The following is a 14,974-nucleotide window of genomic DNA, read 5'->3' as shown; positions in this document are numbered from 1 at the left end:
GAAACCCCCGATATATGAATGGTCATTGACCCCCTAGGATCGAGCGCTGCTCGCCTGTCAAGGTGTACGGATCGCGTCCCGGCGTCCGCCCGGTGACATGGTGCCTGCCTCAGCTGCCCTTTCCTTCGATGACAACTCCTCCCGAGTCCGGCCCCACGCTGGACGCCGCCAGCCCCCTTCCCCCCGACATCGAAGCCGCCGACGAACCGACCAAGGTTCCCCTCGCCATCGAAGACTGGCTCACGGTTCTCATCATGGGCGCGCTGGCGCTCATTACCTTCGCCAACGTCATCGTGCGCTACTTCACCGACTCGTCCTTCGCGTGGACGGAAGAGTTTTCGGTGTTCCTCATGATCATGCTGGCGCTGGTGGCCGGCTCGGCCGCTGTGGCGCGCGACCGGCACATCCGCATCGAGTACTTCTCTGAAAGCGGCTCCATGGCGCGGCGCAAGCGCCTGGCCCAGTTCGGCGCGCTGATGATCGCCATCTTGTTCGCGCTGATCGGCGCGCTCAGCATCCGCATGGTGTGGGACGACTACCGCTTCGAGGAAACCACGCCCGGCATCGGCTTGCCGGCCTGGTGGTATTCGATCTGGTTGCCCATCGTGTCGTTCGCGATCGCGGGGCGCGCCATCGGCCTCATGGTCCGGCGCGGGCGCAAGACGAACTACAAGTCTGACGACAACAACAGCAAGAAGGGCGACGCCAAGTGATCGCCACCCTGCTCTTCGTCGCCTTCGTCGTGATGATGCTGGTGGGCGTGCCCATCGGCGCCGCGCTCGGCCTGGCGGGCGCCGCCTGCATCGCGCTGGCCAACGCCGATGCCCAATGGTTCGGCCTGCTGGCCGTGCCGCAGAACTTCTACGCCGGCCTCGGCAAGTACCCGCTGCTGGCGATTCCGATGTTCGTGCTGGTCGGCTCCATCTTCGACCGCTCGGGCGTGGCGCTGCGCCTGGTCAACTTTGCCATTGCCATCGTGGGCCGCGGCCCCGGCATGCTGCCGTTGGTGGCGATTGCCGTGGCGATGTTCCTGGGCGGCATCTCGGGCTCGGGCCCGGCCAACGCCGCCGCCGTGGGCGCGGTGATGATCGCGGCCATGAGCCGTGCCGGTTACCCGCCGGCCTTCTCGGCCAGCGTGGTGGGCGCCGCGGCGGCCACCGACATTTTGATTCCGCCCTCGGTCGCATTCATCGTGTACTCGGTGCTGGTGCCGGGCGCCTCGGTGCCGGCGCTGTTCGCGGCCGGCATGATCCCCGGCGTGATGGCCGGCCTGGCGCTGATGATTCCGGCCGTGTGGCTGGCGCGCAAGCACAAGATGGGCGCGCTCGAATCGACGCTGCCGCGCCCGCCGTTCTGGAAGAGCTTTCGCGACGCGATCTGGGGCCTGGCGGCGCCGGTGCTGATTCTGGGCGGCATGCGCGCGGGCTGGTTCACGCCGACCGAAGCGGCCGTGGTCGCGGTGTTCTACGGCCTGTTCGTGGGCATGTGCATCCACCGGACCATCAAGGTGCGCGACCTGTTCGTGATCTTGCGCGAGTCGGGCGAGCTGTCGGCGGTGATCCTGCTGGTGGTGTCGCTGGCGGGCATCTTCGCGTACTCGCTCTCGACGCTGGGCATCATCGATCCGGTGACGCAGGCCATCGTCAACTCCGGTTTGGGCGAGTACGGCATCCTGGCGCTGCTGATCCTGCTGCTCATCACCGTGGGCATGTTCCTGGACGGCGTGTCGATTTTCCTGATCTTCGTGCCGCTGCTGCTGCCCATCGTGCAGCACTACAAGTGGGACCCGGTGTGGTTCGGCGTGATCCTCACGCTGAAGGTGGCGCTGGGCCAGTTCACGCCGCCGCTGGCCGTCAACCTCATGGTCTCTTGCCGCATCGCCAAGGTGCGCATGGAAGAAACCGTGCAGTGGGTGGGCTGGATGCTGTTCTCGATGTTCGTGGTGATGGTGCTGGTGATCGCCTTCCCCGAACTCGCGCTCTGGCTGCCCCGCAAGCTGGGCTACTGATTTTTTCGTTCCATCGACCATCTACAAAGAGGAGACCTTCCATGAAATTCCGCCGCACCCTGCTCGGCCTTGCCGCTGTTGCCGCCACGCTCGGCCTGTTCTCGACCGGCGCAATGGCGCAGGCCGCCTACAAGCCTGAGTACAAGATGTCGCTGGTACTGGGCCCGCCCACGCCGTGGGGCCAGGCCGGAAAGATCTGGGCCGACCTCGTGAAGGAGCGCACCCAGGGCCGCATCAACATCAAGCTGTACCCGGGCGTGTCGCTGATTCAAGGCGACCAGACGCGCGAGTTCAGCGCGCTGCGCCAGGGCGTGATCGACATGGCCGTGGGCTCGACCATCAACTGGTCGCCGCAAGTCAAGCAGCTCAACCTGTTCTCGATGCCCTTCCTGATGCCCGACTACGCGGCCATCGATGCGCTCACGCAAGGCGAAGTGGGCAAGGACATGTTCAAGACCCTCGACAAGGCCGGCGTGGTGCCGCTTGCCTGGGGCGAAAACGGCTTCCGCGAAATCACCAACTCGAAGCGGGCGATCAAGTCGCCGGCCGACATCAAGGGCATGAAGATCCGCGTGGTCGGCTCGCCCATCTACTCCGACATGCTCACCGCGCTGGGCGCCAACCCCACGCAGATGAGCTGGGCCGACGCACAGCCCGCGCTCGCCAGCGGCGCAGTCGACGGCCAGGAGAACCCGCTGTTCCTGTTCACCGTGCTCAAGATGCACACGGTGGGCCAGAAGTTCGTCACCACCTGGGGCTACGTGGCCGACCCGCTGGTGTTCGTCGTGAACAAGGAAATCTGGGCCTCGTGGACGCCGGCCGACCAGGCCATCGTGCGCCAGGCCGCGCTCGACGCCGGCAAGCAGGAAATCGCCATCGCGCGCAAGGGCCTGGTCGAAGCCGACAAGCCCGTGCTGAAAGACATCGCAGCCATGGGCGTGACGGTGACCAACCTCACGCCGGCCGAGCGCGACGCTTTCGTGAAGGCCACGCGCCCGGTGTACGACAAGTGGAAGTCGACCGTCGGCACCGACCTGGTGGCGAAGGCCGAGAAGGCCATCGCGGCCCGCGCGAAGTAAGCAAGCAAGCCTCGCGTTCCTTTCTTCCCCGTGCATCGGGGTGACGGGTGGTGGTGACGATCGCGACAATGTCGCCATGCTGCATCCCACCCTGATCATCGACACGGACCCCGGCGCGGACGACATGATCGCGCTGCTGTTTGCCCTGGCGGCGCCCGAATCGCTGGCGATTCAGGCGCTGACCACGGTGGCAGGCAATGTCCCACTGGCCAAGACCTCGCGCAATGCGCGCCTGGCCTGCGAATGGGCCGGACGGCCAGAGCTTCCGGTCTACGCGGGCGCCGAACGGCCGCTGCAGCGCACACCGATCTACGCCGCCAACATCCACGGCCGCGAAGGCCTCACGGGCGTGGCCGTGCACGACCCCGCCGTGCCGCTGGCCGAAGGCGGCGCCGTCGACTACCTCGTTCGCACGCTGCGCGCCGCACCCGAGCACAGCGTGACGCTCGCCATGCTCGGCCCGCAGACCAACCTCGCACTGGCGCTCGCACAGGCGCCCGACATCGTGCGCGGCCTGCGCGAGCTGGTGCTCATGGCCGGCGCGCACTTCAACGGCGGCAACATCACGCCGGTGGCGGAGTTCAACGTGTTCGCCGACCCGCACGCGGCCGAGGCGGTGCTGCAGTGCGGCGTGCCGATCACCATGCTGCCGCTGGACGTGACGCACAAGATCCTCACGAGCGACGCGCGCATTGCGCGGCTGCGCCAGCTGGGCAACCGCGCCGGCGCGATCGTCGCCGACATCCTCGACGCCTATGCGCCGCAGGAGATGGCGCACTACGGCATGCCCGGCGGCCCGGTGCACGACGCCACCGTCACGGCCTACCTGCTGCGCCCCGACCTGTTCCAGGGCCGACGCATCCACGTCGAAGTCGACAGCCGCGAAGGCATGGGCTTCGGCCAGACCGTGGCCGACTGGCACGGCAGCCTGAAGCGGCCCGCCAACGTGCAGTGGATCGTCGACGGCGATGCGCAAGGCTTCTTCGACCTGCTGACGGAACACATCGCGCGGCTGCCCTGAACACGGCGCCCATGAAAAAAGCCACGCTGCGGACAGCGTGGCTTTGTGCTTTGAGCGCGCAGCGAATCAGTGCTGCAGGATCTTGTTCAGGAAATCCTTCGTGCGCGGCTGACGGTTTTCCGGGTGGTTGAAGAACTCGTCCTTCGGGCAGTCTTCCAGGATCTTGCCGCCCACGTCGATGAAGATCACGCGGCTCGCAACCTTGCGGGCGAAGGCCATTTCGTGCGTGACGACCATCATGGTCATGCCTTCCTTGGCCAGGGCCACCATCACGTCGAGCACTTCGCCGACCATCTCGGGGTCGAGCGCCGAGGTGGGTTCGTCGAACAGCATCACGATCGGGTCCATCGACAGCGCACGGGCGATGGCCACGCGCTGCTGCTGGCCGCCCGACAGCTGGCCCGGGAACTTGTCCTTGTGCGCCATCAGGCCCACGCGGTCGAGCATCTTCAGGCCACGCACCTTGGCTTCGTCGGGCGTGCGGCCCAGCACCTTGATCTGCGCGATCGTGAGGTTCTCGGTCACCGACAGGTGCGGGAACAGCTCGAAGTGCTGGAACACCATGCCGACCTTGGAGCGCAGCTTGGGCAGGTTGGTCTTGGGGTCGTGCAGCGGAATGCCGTTGACGGTGATCTCGCCCTTCTGGAAGGGCTCGAGCGCGTTCACGGTCTTGATGAGCGTGGACTTGCCGGAACCCGACGGGCCGCACACCACCACCACGTCGCCCTTGGAGATGTTCACCGAGCAGTCGTTGAGCACCTGCACCGGGCCGTACCACTTGGAGACGTTCTTGATTTCAATCATTTTTTCGGACATTTGTTTCTCTCCGGTTCAGTTCAGCCACTCAATCAGCGAATGATGGCGATTTTCTTGTGCAGGCGTTTCACCAGCCAGGAAAGGGCGTAGCACATGACGAAGTACACGACCGCCGCGAGCAGGTAGGCCTCGATCGGACGACCGAAGTTCTTGCCCGCCGTTTCGAAGCCCTTGAGCATGTCGTAGGCGCCGATGGCGTAGACCAGCGAGGTGTCCTGGAACAGGATGATGGTCTGCGTGAGCAGCACCGGCAGCATGTTGCGGAAGGCCTGCGGCAGCACCACGAGGCGCATGTTCTGGCCGTAGGTCATGCCCACGGCCTGACCCGCGTTCACCTGGCCGCGCGGGATCGACTGGATGCCCGCGCGCATGATCTCGGAGAAGTAGGCCGCTTCGAACGCCACGAAGGTGATCACCGCCGAGATTTCCGAACGGTAGTTCGAGCCGAGCGAACCGAACATCGAATAGAACGACGCCGGCACCAGCAGGAAGAACCACAGGATCACCATCACCAGCGGGATGCTTCGCATGCCGTTGACGTAGATGGCCGCGGGCGTATCGAGCCACTTCTTGCCCGACAGGCGCATGAGCGCCAGGATCGTGCCGAAGATCACGCCGCCAATCGTGGCCACCACCGTCAGCATGATGCTGAAGTAGAAGCCCTTGATGACGAAGTTGCTGATGACGTCCCAGTTGTAGAAGGACAGGTCGAGATTCATCATGTCAGTGTCCTCCGCCGCCGGCGCTGGCCGAGACGATGAAGCCCGGCACGCGGGTCTTCTTCTCGATGAATGCCATGAGGCGGTTGATGATGAGCGCCGACACCACGTAGCACGCCGTCACCGCGAGGTAGACCTCGATGCCGCGCGAGGTTTCTTCCTGCGCCTGCATGGCGAACATGGTGAGTTCGGTGACCGACACGGCGAACGCGACGGACGAATTCTTGAAGATGTTCATCGTCTCGCTCGTGAGCGGCGGGATGATGATGCGGTACGCCATCGGCAGGATCACGTAGCGGTAGTACTGCGGCGTGGTGAAACCCACCGCCATGCCCGCGTAACGCTGGCCCTTGGGCAGCGCCTGGATGCCGGAGCGCACCTGCTCGGCGATACGCGCCGAGGTGAAGAAGCCCAGCGCCAGCACCACGAGGATGAAGCTCGGCACGCCCTTCATCACGGGGATGAGCGCCGGAATCACGTGGTACCAGAGGAAGATCTGAACCAGCAGCGGGATGTTGCGAAAGAGCTCCACCCACGCATTGCCGAAGCGCACGAGCCACGGACTGTCGGGCAGCGTGCGGATGATGCCGACCAGCGAACCGAGCACCAGCGCGACGATCAGCGCCAGCAGCGCGACCGACACCGTCCAGCCCCAGGCCGAGAGCATCCATTGCAGGTAGCTCGGATATTCCCCCCCGGGGTCTTGCAGAAAGACCTGCCAATCCCAGTTTCCCATGTGTGTTTACTCCTTCAGCTTCTTTTCGAAAAACCGCCCCTTGAAAAGAAACGCCCACCGTGAAAGGTGGGCGTCCATTCACGCAGCGACGCGCGCTTATTCCTTGGTGACGTACTCTTCAGCCGGCTTGTCGTTCGGGTTGGCCCACGCGTTCTTGGTGGCTTCGCCCAGCGGCAGGTTGATGGTCACGTTGGCCGGGGGAATCGGCTTGAGGAACCACTTGTCATACAGCTTGGTCAGCTCGCCCGACTTGGCCTGTGCCTTGATGCTGTCGTCCACGGCCTTCTTGAAAGCCGGGTCGTCCTTGCGGATCATGATGGCGATGGGTTCCACGGCCAGCACGTCGTTCAGGATCTTGTAGTCCTTGGGCGACTTCGACTTGGCGGCCAGGGCTGCCAGGATCGAGCCGTCCATCACGAAGGCGTCGGCACGGCCGGTTTCCAGCAGCAGGAAGCTGTCGGAGTGGTCCTTGCCGTAGACCTCCTTGAAGGTCAGGTTCTCGGCGCGCTTTTGCTTGCGCACGGTCTGCAGCGGCGTGGTGCCGGTGGTGGTGGCAACCGTCTTGTCCTTCAGGTCGGCCAGCGAGTTGATGCCCGAGTTGGCCTTGACGACGATCTTGGTTTCTTCGACGTAGGTGGTCACGCCGAAAGCCACGTCCTTCTGGCGGGTGGCGTTGTTGGTGGTCGAGCCGCACTCGATGTCCACGGTGCCGTTCTGCACCAGGGGGATGCGGTTCTGCGAGGTCACGGGCTGGTACTTGACTTCGAGCTTCTTGCCAGCGGCCTTCTCGAGGTCCTTGATGATGTTGGCGCAGACGTCGTAGTGGAAGCCGGTGTACTGGCCATTGCCGAGCGTGTACGAAAGGCCGGAGGACTCACGCACGCCTTCGGTGATGGTGCCCGAGGCCTTGATCTTGGCCAGGGTGTCATTGGCCTGTGCAAAGGCGCCGCTGGTGGCGAGCGCTGCGACAGCCAATGCCAATACTTGTTTTTTCATACGAAAAGCTCCTGAGGGTGACTGAAACAAATAGAACGAAATTCTAGACACTCGTATTTTGCGGGATACCCGGACCAACCCGGTGCATCCCACGGGCATCGCCGCCCGCCTCGCACCGGCCGCGCACATTGAAGCGCCAGCCTGGTGCAATCCAGACATTTCGCATTGTCTGACTTTCACTAAGCAGCCTTTGTGCCCGGCATTCGGGCGGCTGTGTGTGGCGGAAGCAGCGTACCGGCGATCCCCGGCGTGCAGCGGCCGAAAAAAACTGCCGCGACTGTAGTGGCGCCGGGCCCCAACCGCCAATGCTGATTGCGGGGAGCGGTATGCGTGGTGCTTATAGATTGTGCAGCGCACAAATTCGCCCACCATTCGCGATCGATCAATGCGGCGGCTGGGTCCCGACCAGGTACGACCACAGCGCGTCGGCCGTGCGCTTGGGCTGCATGCTTTCCGACAGCCCGGCCCGCGCGGCCGAACGGCTGGCGCCGGCCTTCACCGGGACCGGCGCGCTGGGCCGCTCGCGGTAGGCCCGGATTTCCATCTTGGCCTCGAGGCTGTCGATCTCGGGCGGCAGCGCGCTCACCAGCTTGCGCGCCTTGATCTCCTTGCGCACCGCGCTTTGCGGCAGGAAGGCGATGCCGTGGCCTTCGAGCGCCATCACCTTCAGGCCTTCGGCCATGTCGGTCTCGTAGACGCGGTCGAGGTGGATGGCGGTGCCCGACTCTTTCAGCAACTGGTCGACCACGCGCCCGAGGTACGCGCCCGGCGCGTAGCCCAGATAAGGCAGCGGCTGGCCCGGACGGCCCGGCAGCCGGTAGCGCGGCGCACCGTCGGCATCGGCCTTGACCCAGGGGGCCACGGTTTCCTCGCCGAGGCTGACCATCTCGTACTTGTTGGCGTCGAGCTGCAGCGGCTGCGAGGGGTGGTGGTAGGCGATGAGCAGGTCGCAGCTGCCCTCGACCAGCCGCAGCACCGCGTCATGCACGTTGAGTGCGATGAGGCGGCTCTTGATCGGCCCGAAGTGCTCGCGCAGGCTGGTGACCCACGACGGGAAGAAGGTGAAGGCCAGCGTGTGCGGCACGGCGATCTCGATCACGTCCTGCCCGGCGGCCGAGTGCCCGCGCAGCATGGCGCGCGTGCTCTGCAGCGACTGCAGCATCTCGATGGCCTGGCTGTAGAGCGTCTGGCCCGCGGGCGTGAGGCGCGTGGGGTACGAGCTGCGGTCGACCAGGTCGGTGCCGGCCCATCCTTCGAGCGCCTGGATGCGCCGCGAGAACGCCGGCTGTGTCACGTGCCTCAACTGGGCCGAGCGGCTGAAGCTGCGGGTTTCCGCCAAGCTGATGAAGTCTTCAAGCCACTTTGTTTCCATACGCGGCGATTATGCGAGCGCCGCGCCATACTGGGCGCCCCCTCCTTTTCCCGCATGCGCCATGTCTTTCGACGACCTGCCTGACCTCAGCGCCACCGAACTTTCGCGCCGCATCGCGGCCCGCGACGTGTCCTGCCGCGAGGTGATGCAGGCGTCGCTCGCCCGCATCGACGCGCTCAATCCGCAGTTCAACGCCATCGTCTCCCTGCGCGACCCGGGCCAGTTGCTGGCCGAGGCCGACGAACGCGATGCCGAGCTGGCGCGCGGCGAACGGCGCGGCTGGATGCACGGCTTTCCGCTGGCCGTGAAAGACCTGAGCCATGCCGCCGGCCTGCCGACCTCGATGGGCTCGCCGCTGTCGCCGCGCTCGCCCGCGCGCACCGACAGCCTGCACGTCGCACGCATGCGCGCGGCCGGCGCTGTCGTCATCGGCAAGACCAACACGCCCGAGTTCGGGCTCGGCTCGCACACCTACAACACGGTGTTCGGCACCACACGCAACGCCTGCGCACCCGACCGCAGCGCGGGCGGCAGCAGCGGCGGCGCGGCCGTCGCGCTGGCCCTGGGCATGCTGCCCGTGGCCGACGGCAGCGACATGATGGGATCGCTGCGCAACCCCGCCGCCTTCAACAACGTGATCGGCATGCGCCCCTCGCGCGGTCGTGTGCCCGGCGACCCGGAGCAGGAGCTGTTCTTCCAGCAGCTGGGCTGCGAAGGCCCGATGGCGCGCACGGTGGAAGACGCCGCGCGGCTGCTGGCCGTGCAGGCGGGCTTCGACACGCGCGTGCCGTTGTCGTCGCCGCACGCGCTGCCGTCGCCCGATGACATCGCGCTCGATGGCGACGGCAAGGGCCTGCGCATCGGCTGGCTCGGCAGCGTGTGGCCCGAACTGCCGCTGGCGCCGGGCGTGCACGAACTCGGCGAACAGGCGCTCGACACCTTCCGCGCAATCGGCTGCGAGGTCGAACCCTGCACGCTCGACGTGCCGCGCGAGCACAACTGGAGCGCGTGGCTGCGATTGAGGCAACTGCTGGTGGGCGGCAAGCTCGGCGCCTATGTCAGCGACCCGAAGCTCTTCGCCCAGCTCAAGCCCGAGGCGCAGTGGGAGATCGAGCAAAGCCGTCACCTCGACGCCGCCTCGCTGTACCAGGCCTCGCTCTACCGATCGAACGTGTACCGCGCGTTCCTCAAGCTCTTCGAGCGCTTCGACTTCGTGCTCGCGCCGACCGCGCAGGTGTTCCCCTTCGACGCCGACCTGCACTGGCCGGCCGAGGTGAACGGCGTGAAGAGCGACACCTACCACCGCTGGATGGAGATCGTCACACCCTTCACGCTGGCGGGCCTGCCCACGCTCAACGTGCGCGCGGGCTTCGGCGACAGCGGGCTGCCGATGGGGCTGCAGCTGGCGGGGCCGATCCATGCGGACCTCGAGGTGCTGCGGCTCGGGCATGCCTATGACCAAGCCTGCGGCTGGGCGTCTCACCGCCCCTCTGCATTGGATTGACTCCCTCCCCTTCCGGGGCAGGGCGGGGGTGGGGGCACGCGGCACATCCATCGGGCGCTCTGCCCGCCCCCATCCCAGCCTTCCCTCAGAGGGGGAAGGAGCAAAACCTTCAGATCGGCGTGCGCACGCCCCGCCCCGCGAAGTGCCCTTCGGCATTCGCGAGGAAGTGGTCCACCGACTTCTGCGTGGCCTCGGGCGACCAGCCCGCCATGTGCGGCGTGAGCAGCACGTTGTCCAGGCCGACGAGCGGCTCGGGGCGCTTGGGTTCGCTCTCGTACACATCGAGGCCCGCGCCCGCGATGCGGTGCTCGCGCAGCGCCTTCGCCAGCGCCTCGGTGTCGACCACGCTGCCGCGGCCGATGCTCACGAGGTAGCCCTGCGGCCCCAGCGCATCGAGCACTTCGGCATTGACGAGGTGCCTGGTCGCGGGACCGCCCGGCGCGGCCAGTATCAGGAAATCCGCCCAGCTGGCGAGCGACTTCAGGTCGTCGAAGTAGCGCTGCGTGGCGCCTTCGCGCGGCTTGCGGTTGTGATAGCCGACTTCCATGTCGAAGGCGGCGGCGCGCTTGGCGATCTTCTGGCCAATGGTGCCCAAGCCCAGGATGCCGAGCTTCTTGCCCGACACGTTGGCCGGCTGCGGAATGGCCTCGCGCCACACGCCTTCGCGGCACAGGCGGTCGAGCTTGCGGAACTCACGCACGATGCTGATGAGCAGGCCGAAGGCATGGTCGGCCACGCAGTCGTCATTCGTGCCGGCGCCGTTGGCGGTGGCGATGCCGCGCGCGCGTGTCACGTCGAGCGGCACGCCCTCGTAGCCCGCGCCGAGGCAGCAGATCAGTTCCACCGCCGGCATGGCCGCGATTTCCTCGGGCGTGATGCCGATGACGCCGATGGTCAGCACCGCGCGGAACTTGGCGCCGTGCTCGGCGATGGCGGCGGCGCGCTGGGCGTCGCCGAAGGCATAGGTCATGTCGTAGACCTCGGCAATCTGGGCCTGATGGGCGCTCGAGAGGCTGTTGAGCACCAGCAGGGGAATCTTGGTCGACACGTCTGAACTCCTGAATCGATAGGAAAGGGAATGAATGATCGGGCTAGAGCAAAGGCACTGCTTCGCTCTTCTGCAAAGCCCACATCTGGGCGTAGCGGCCCTGCTGGGCCAACAGCTCTGAGTGCGTGCCACGCTCGACGATCACGCCCGATTCGAGCACCAGGATCTCGTGCGCCTCGACCACGGTCGAGAGGCGGTGCGCGATGACCAGCGTGGTCTTGCCTTGCGCAGCGCTGCGCAGCTCCGACTGGATGGCGCGCTCGTTGGCCGAATCGAGTGCCGAGGTGGCCTCGTCGAAGATCACGATCGGCGGGTTCTTCAAGAGCGTGCGAGCAATGGCCACGCGCTGCTTCTCGCCGCCCGAGAGCTTCAGGCCGCGCTCGCCCACCGTCGTCTCGTAGCCCTTGGGCGTGGCCGAGATGAAGTCGTGGATGCGCGCGGCGCGTGCGGCGCCTTCGACCTCTTCGCGCGTCGCGCCGGGGCGGCCGTAGGCGATGTTGTATTCGACCGTGTCGTTGAACAGCACCGTGTCCTGCGGCACGATGCCGATGGCGCGGCGCACGCTGGACTGCTGCACGGCGCGGATGTCTTCGCCGCCGATGGTGATGCGGCCCTGCTGCACGTCGTAGAAGCGGTACAGCAGCCGCGCCAGCGTCGACTTGCCTGAGCCCGACGGGCCGACCACGGCCACGGTCTTGCCGGCGGGGATCTCGAAGCTCACGTGCTTGAGGATCGGGCGCTCGGGTTCGTAGGCGAAGCTGACGTCTTCAAAGCGGATGGTGGAGTTGATGCCTGCCAGCGGCTGCGCGCCGGGCGCGTCGCGCACTTCGCGCTCCTTCTCCATCAGCACGAACATCTTGTCCAGGTCGGTCAGGCTCTGCTTGATCTCGCGGTAGATCACGCCCAGAAAGTTGAGCGGAATGTAGAGCTGGATCATGAAGGCGTTGACCATCACCAGGTCGCCCAGCGTCATGCGCCCCTCGACCACGCCCGAGGTGGCGCGCCACAGCATCAGCACCAGGCTCACGGCAATCAGCAGCTGCTGGCCGGTGTTGAGCATGCTCAGCGTGCGCTGGCTCTTGATGGCGGCCTTGCGGTAGCGGTCGAGGCTGGCGTCGTAGCGCCTGGCCTCGAAGTCTTCGTTGTTGAAGTACTTGACGGTTTCGTAGTTCAAGAGCGAATCGACCGCGCGGCTTTGCGCCATCGAGTCGAGCTCGTTCATGGTCTTGCGAAACTGCGTGCGCCACTCGGTCACCGTGACCGTGAAGGTGATGTACAGCACCAGCGCCGCGCCCGTGATCCACACGAACAGCGAATCGAACTTCACGCCCAGGATGGTGAGCACCAGCGCCAGCTCGATGATGGTCGGCACGATGCTGTACAGCGACATCGAAATGAGCGAATGCACGCCGCGCGTGCCGCGCTCGATGTCGCGCGTCATGCCACCGGTCTGGCGCTCCAGGTGAAAGCGCAGGCTCAGCGAATGCAGGTGGCCGAACACCTCCAGCGCGATCTGCCGCGCCGTGCCTTCGGTGGCCTTGGCGAAGATCAGCTCGCGCAGCTCGCCGAACAGTGCCGTCGAAAAGCGCAGCAGCCCGTAGGCCAGCAGCAGCCCGATCGGCACGATGAGCAGCGCCTGCGCCATGTCGGGCTTGGGCGTCATCGTGTCGATGAGGTTCTTCAGCAGCACGGGCACGCCCACGTTGGCCACCTTGGCGCCCACCATGAAAGCGAGCGCGGCCATCACACGCCATTTGTACTGCCAGAGATAGGGAAAGAGGCGACGCAGGGTCGCCCAGTCGGAACGGTCGGCGCGGTCCGGCGGATGGCCGCCAGGCGCATGGGGAGAGGAGGAAAGGGCTTCGCCGCTTCGGCGCATGGGGGACAATCGTGGCTGTTGTTGTTGCCTCAGATTGTGCCCATGTCCTCTTCTTCCAGTGCCTCTTCCGCCGCAGCGACGGCCGCCGCCACCCTCAAGAGCCTGCCCACCGACATGGAGCTGGTGCTCAAGGTCATTCCGATGCCGGCCGACTGCAACGCCAACGGCGACATCTTCGGCGGCTGGGTCATGGCGCAGTGCGACCTGGCCGGCTCGGTGATCCCGGCGCGCTACGCCAAGGGCCGCCAGGCCACGGTGGCGGTCAACGAGTTCATCTTCAAGCAGCCCGTGCGGCTGGGCGACATCCTCTCGTTCTATTCGAAGCTGGTGCGCGTGGGCCGCACCTCGATCACAGTGACGGTCGAGGTGTTCGCCGAGCGCTTCCGCGCCCAGGGCGAGTACATCAAGGTGACGCAGGCCACCTTCACCTACGTGGCCATCGACGACAACGGTCGGCCCCGCCCCATCGAGCAGCCGACGGCCTGAGCCTCGGCCTTCAGCCGACGCCGATGCCGGCGTCGCGCACCCGTTCGATGCACTCGAACTCGCGGTTGATCCAGCGCGCGTCGCGCCGCTCCACGCGGCGGATGTAGACCGACTGCACCACGTCGCGCGTGTGGGCGTCGATCTCGACCGGCCCGCGCGGGCTGTCCAGCCGCAGGCCGCGGAACGCATCCACCAGCCGCTCGGCACCCGCCTTGCCGCCGCGCGCACCCGGCGCGCTCAGGGCCGCATCGATGGCCGCGAGCCCGTCGTGCGCCGCCACGGCGAAGTAGCCCGGTCGCAGGTGGCTGCCGTACTCGGCCTCGAAGGCGCCCGCAAAGCGCCGGTTGGCCGGCGACTCGTGGGCGAAGGAATAGTGGTGGCTGGTGACCAGCCCCTCGGCCAGTTCGCCGATGCCGTCCAGGTAGTGGTCGTCGGTGGCGTCGCCCGTGGCAAGCAGGCGGATGCCGGTGTCGGCCATGCCGCGGTCGCGCCAGAACTTCAGGAAGATGGCCGGCATCTGGCCCGACGGCAGAAAGAAGAACACGGCCTGCGGCTTCAGCTCGCGCAGGCGCAGCATGTAGGCCGAATAGTCGAGGGTGTTCAGCGGCACGCGCAGCATCGCGCCGACACGGCCGCCGCCTGCGGTGATGCCGGAGACGAAGGCGCTTTCGGCGTCCACGCCCGAGGCGTAGTCGGCCACCACGGTGCACACGTCGCGCAGCCCCTGCTGCAGCGCCCAGCGCGCCAGCGGCGCCGTGACCTGCGCGATGGTGAACGACACCCGCACCATGAACGGCGAGCGCCCGGTGATGCCCGAGGAGGCGGCGTTCATGATCACGGTCGGCACGCGCGCCTGCGTGGCGACGGCGCCGACGGCGTAGGCGTTGGAGCTGAAATCCAGCCCCGTGAGCAGGTCCACGCGCTCGCTCTCGATGAGGTCTTGCGCCTGGCGCCGCGCCTGTTCGGGCGCGCTGCCGGGCACGTCACGGCGCAGCAGTTCGACCGGCCGGCCCGCGATCTGCTGCTTGTGATCGGCCAGCCAGACCGCCATGCCGGCGTCGAACTGGCGCCCGCCGCCCGCATAGGGCCCCGACCACGAGCCAATGACCCCGATGCGCAACGGTCGCACGCGCGCCAGCACCAGCGAGGGCGCCGCGAGCGTGCTCGCGAGTAAGCCCAAAGCATGCCGGCGCGTCGGCCCGAATGCTACTTTTTCAGCAGCACGCATCGCCCGTGTGGCGGGCGCTGTGGGCTGGTTGATGTCTGGAGCAGGCACGAGGAACAGTGTACGCAGCCACCGTCCGCAAGCA

At 66.5% G+C, this 14,974-nt stretch carries 14 protein-coding genes; 6 read left to right on the top strand and 8 right to left on the bottom strand.

Annotated features, from left to right (window positions below):
* Positions 1-128: 128 nt before the first annotated feature.
* From CY658_RS01855 to CY658_RS01840, 4 genes are all read left to right on the top strand, one after another.
* Positions 129-713 carry a TRAP transporter small permease gene (locus CY658_RS01855; protein ID WP_070060201.1) on the top strand — a complete coding sequence of 195 codons (585 nt, stop codon included), beginning with the start codon at positions 129-131 and terminating at the stop codon, positions 711-713.
* Positions 710-2,008, top strand: a complete 1,299-nt coding sequence (locus tag CY658_RS01850) for a TRAP transporter large permease (RefSeq protein ID WP_101488605.1) — start codon at positions 710-712, stop codon at positions 2,006-2,008. The genes CY658_RS01855 and CY658_RS01850 overlap by 4 nt, the downstream gene beginning before the upstream one ends.
* Before the next feature lie 41 nt (positions 2,009-2,049).
* Entirely contained in the window at positions 2,050-3,087 is a 1,038-nt protein-coding gene (locus CY658_RS01845; RefSeq protein WP_099794979.1) for a DctP family TRAP transporter solute-binding subunit, read from the top strand.
* Between the two features lie 79 nt (positions 3,088-3,166).
* The gene (locus CY658_RS01840) at positions 3,167-4,108 is read left to right on the top strand and encodes a nucleoside hydrolase (RefSeq protein ID WP_101490177.1); all 942 of its coding nucleotides are present in this window, start codon (positions 3,167-3,169) and stop codon (positions 4,106-4,108) included.
* 66 nt (positions 4,109-4,174) lie between these two features.
* Here CY658_RS01840 and CY658_RS01835 read toward each other — a convergent pair whose 3' ends face one another.
* From CY658_RS01835 to CY658_RS01815, 5 genes are all read right to left on the bottom strand, one after another.
* On the bottom strand, positions 4,175-4,912 hold the full coding sequence (locus CY658_RS01835) for an amino acid ABC transporter ATP-binding protein (protein WP_101490176.1): 738 nt from the start codon (positions 4,910-4,912) through the stop codon (positions 4,175-4,177).
* Between the two features lie 44 nt (positions 4,913-4,956).
* Positions 4,957-5,646 carry an amino acid ABC transporter permease gene (locus tag CY658_RS01830; protein ID WP_101488604.1) on the bottom strand — a complete coding sequence of 230 codons (690 nt, stop codon included), beginning with the start codon at positions 5,644-5,646 and terminating at the stop codon, positions 4,957-4,959.
* Between the two features lies 1 nt (position 5,647).
* On the bottom strand, positions 5,648-6,379 hold the full coding sequence (locus CY658_RS01825; RefSeq protein ID WP_101488603.1) for an amino acid ABC transporter permease: 732 nt from the start codon (positions 6,377-6,379) through the stop codon (positions 5,648-5,650).
* Positions 6,380-6,475: 96 nt separating this feature from the next.
* Positions 6,476-7,375: an amino acid ABC transporter substrate-binding protein gene (locus tag CY658_RS01820; protein ID WP_099794976.1), complete on the bottom strand. Its 900-nt coding sequence runs from the start codon at positions 7,373-7,375 to the stop codon at positions 6,476-6,478.
* Positions 7,376-7,757: 382 nt separating this feature from the next.
* Positions 7,758-8,747: a LysR substrate-binding domain-containing protein gene (locus tag CY658_RS01815; RefSeq protein ID WP_101488602.1), complete on the bottom strand. Its 990-nt coding sequence runs from the start codon at positions 8,745-8,747 to the stop codon at positions 7,758-7,760.
* Positions 8,748-8,808: 61 nt separating this feature from the next.
* On the opposite strand from CY658_RS01815, the gene CY658_RS01810 reads away from it, so the two are divergent.
* On the top strand, positions 8,809-10,251 hold the full coding sequence (locus tag CY658_RS01810; protein ID WP_101488601.1) for an amidase: 1,443 nt from the start codon (positions 8,809-8,811) through the stop codon (positions 10,249-10,251).
* Between the two features lie 109 nt (positions 10,252-10,360).
* On the opposite strand, the gene CY658_RS01805 is transcribed toward CY658_RS01810, so the two are convergent.
* Together CY658_RS01805 and CY658_RS01800 are read right to left on the bottom strand one after the other, a co-directional pair.
* Positions 10,361-11,299: a 2-hydroxyacid dehydrogenase gene (locus CY658_RS01805; protein ID WP_101488600.1), complete on the bottom strand. Its 939-nt coding sequence runs from the start codon at positions 11,297-11,299 to the stop codon at positions 10,361-10,363.
* Positions 11,300-11,342: 43 nt separating this feature from the next.
* A complete protein-coding gene (locus CY658_RS01800; RefSeq protein WP_101488599.1) occupies positions 11,343-13,178 on the bottom strand; it encodes an ABCB family ABC transporter ATP-binding protein/permease in 1,836 nt (611 codons plus the stop codon).
* A 42-nt stretch (positions 13,179-13,220) separates the two neighbouring features.
* On the opposite strand from CY658_RS01800, the gene CY658_RS01795 reads away from it, so the two are divergent.
* Complete coding sequence (locus CY658_RS01795; RefSeq protein WP_101488598.1) at positions 13,221-13,664, top strand: acyl-CoA thioesterase; 444 nt, start codon at positions 13,221-13,223, stop codon at positions 13,662-13,664.
* A 10-nt stretch (positions 13,665-13,674) separates the two neighbouring features.
* Here the strand turns inward: CY658_RS01795 and CY658_RS01790 are convergent, their stop codons facing one another.
* Positions 13,675-14,793: an ABC transporter substrate-binding protein gene (locus tag CY658_RS01790; RefSeq protein ID WP_101490175.1), complete on the bottom strand. Its 1,119-nt coding sequence runs from the start codon at positions 14,791-14,793 to the stop codon at positions 13,675-13,677.
* Between the last annotated feature and the right edge of the window lie 181 nt (positions 14,794-14,974).

It is taken from the genome of Variovorax sp. RO1, from assembly GCF_002849325.1.
Classification (GTDB): domain Bacteria; phylum Pseudomonadota; class Gammaproteobacteria; order Burkholderiales; family Burkholderiaceae_C; genus Variovorax.
Note: the sequence above shows the minus strand (reverse complement) of the source record. Positions and strands in the feature narration are given on the sequence as shown.

Bases quoted from the DNA above. Each gene is read 5' to 3' on its own strand.
- CY658_RS01855 (WP_070060201.1), top strand. From the start codon at position 129: ATGACAACTCCTCCCGAGTCCGGCCCCACGCTGGACGCCGCCAGCCCC.
- CY658_RS01845 (WP_099794979.1), top strand. From the start codon at position 2,050: ATGAAATTCCGCCGCACCCTGCTCGGCCTTGCCGCTGTTGCCGCCACG.
- CY658_RS01835 (WP_101490176.1), bottom strand. From the start codon at position 4,912: ATGATTGAAATCAAGAACGTCTCCAAGTGGTACGGCCCGGTGCAGGTG.
- CY658_RS01830 (WP_101488604.1), bottom strand. From the start codon at position 5,646: ATGATGAATCTCGACCTGTCCTTCTACAACTGGGACGTCATCAGCAAC.
- CY658_RS01825 (WP_101488603.1), bottom strand. From the start codon at position 6,379: ATGGGAAACTGGGATTGGCAGGTCTTTCTGCAAGACCCCGGGGGGGAA.
- CY658_RS01820 (WP_099794976.1), bottom strand. From the start codon at position 7,375: ATGAAAAAACAAGTATTGGCATTGGCTGTCGCAGCGCTCGCCACCAGC.
- CY658_RS01815 (WP_101488602.1), bottom strand. From the start codon at position 8,747: ATGGAAACAAAGTGGCTTGAAGACTTCATCAGCTTGGCGGAAACCCGC.
- CY658_RS01810 (WP_101488601.1), top strand. From the start codon at position 8,809: ATGTCTTTCGACGACCTGCCTGACCTCAGCGCCACCGAACTTTCGCGC.
- CY658_RS01800 (WP_101488599.1), bottom strand. From the start codon at position 13,178: ATGCGCCGAAGCGGCGAAGCCCTTTCCTCCTCTCCCCATGCGCCTGGC.
- CY658_RS01795 (WP_101488598.1), top strand. From the start codon at position 13,221: ATGTCCTCTTCTTCCAGTGCCTCTTCCGCCGCAGCGACGGCCGCCGCC.